Origin of the sequence: Mucilaginibacter lutimaris (genome assembly GCF_042676625.1) — a bacterium.
Taxonomy (GTDB): domain Bacteria; phylum Bacteroidota; class Bacteroidia; order Sphingobacteriales; family Sphingobacteriaceae; genus Mucilaginibacter; species Mucilaginibacter lutimaris.
This window is the reverse complement of record NZ_JBHTIA010000017.1, coordinates 1-852: the sequence shown is the minus strand read 5'-3', so window position 1 is coordinate 852 and position 852 is coordinate 1. Positions and strand designations below refer to the sequence as shown.

The following is an 852-nucleotide window of genomic DNA, read 5'->3' as shown; positions in this document are numbered from 1 at the left end:
CCGTCTTCTTCCGCTTTTGGTTGCTTAACAGAAGATCACCTGAACCCTCATGCTCTTGTTTTTGAGACTACCCCGGCGACTTCGGAGCGGTCGGGGCAAGATCGATTGTCGGACAATCGTTTATCTTGCTAAATGCCAAAACGCATTTTTTCGGCATGGCCGCAGGATCTGTTTGTGGCACAAACGTACATCTTGCTAATTTGGAAAAAGCAATTTATAGAGCCTAAAAAAGGCAGACGTTTTCGGGCTGGATGTAAGCGTGGGTAGTGGGTGGATCTGTGGGCTTGCATCCGGCACGTAAACGATCCAACGGGGGTTTGGGGGCTTTGGGAGATAGCCCCCAATTAAACAAAAGGCCTCCATGTGCGGGGGGATTAAGCTTGCTATTACAGATTGTATAAACACCATTTTGACAGCCTCCGGCAGGGTGCTGTCTTCCTTTCTAATGGATTTATCTTATATGCAACAATTCAAACTCGTGCTTTCAATCTGCGTTTTTGATACTGTTAAGGCACTTTTCATTTTTGAGGGTGATGCTTTAGCAAGGCTTCTTTCAATTCTTCCAGGTTACTTTCCCGGTAACGTTCGGTACTGCTGACGTATCGATGGCCGGCCATATACTGAACTGTCCGCAGGTCTTTTTCTTTTAGCCATTCAGTGATCACACTTTGCCTGATCTGTACCGCATGTTTGTATTTAGGATTGATCTTTTTCAATGCATAGCTCAGGTGCAGCAAATTGTTTTGTAAGTTTTCAATATCATGTCTGCCGGTGAACAAACGCTCTGATCTGCTTTGAAGCTTTGGCCGTATCAGCAAGATATATTCTTGCAGGTCTAAGATTTGATGAGGT

Annotated in this window: 1 pseudogene; it reads right to left on the bottom strand. The window is 45.0% G+C overall.

The window, feature by feature from the left end:
* Positions 1-518 precede the first annotated feature (518 nt).
* A pseudogene (locus ACFQZI_RS19840) lies at positions 519-852 on the bottom strand (hypothetical protein); the annotation flags it as partial.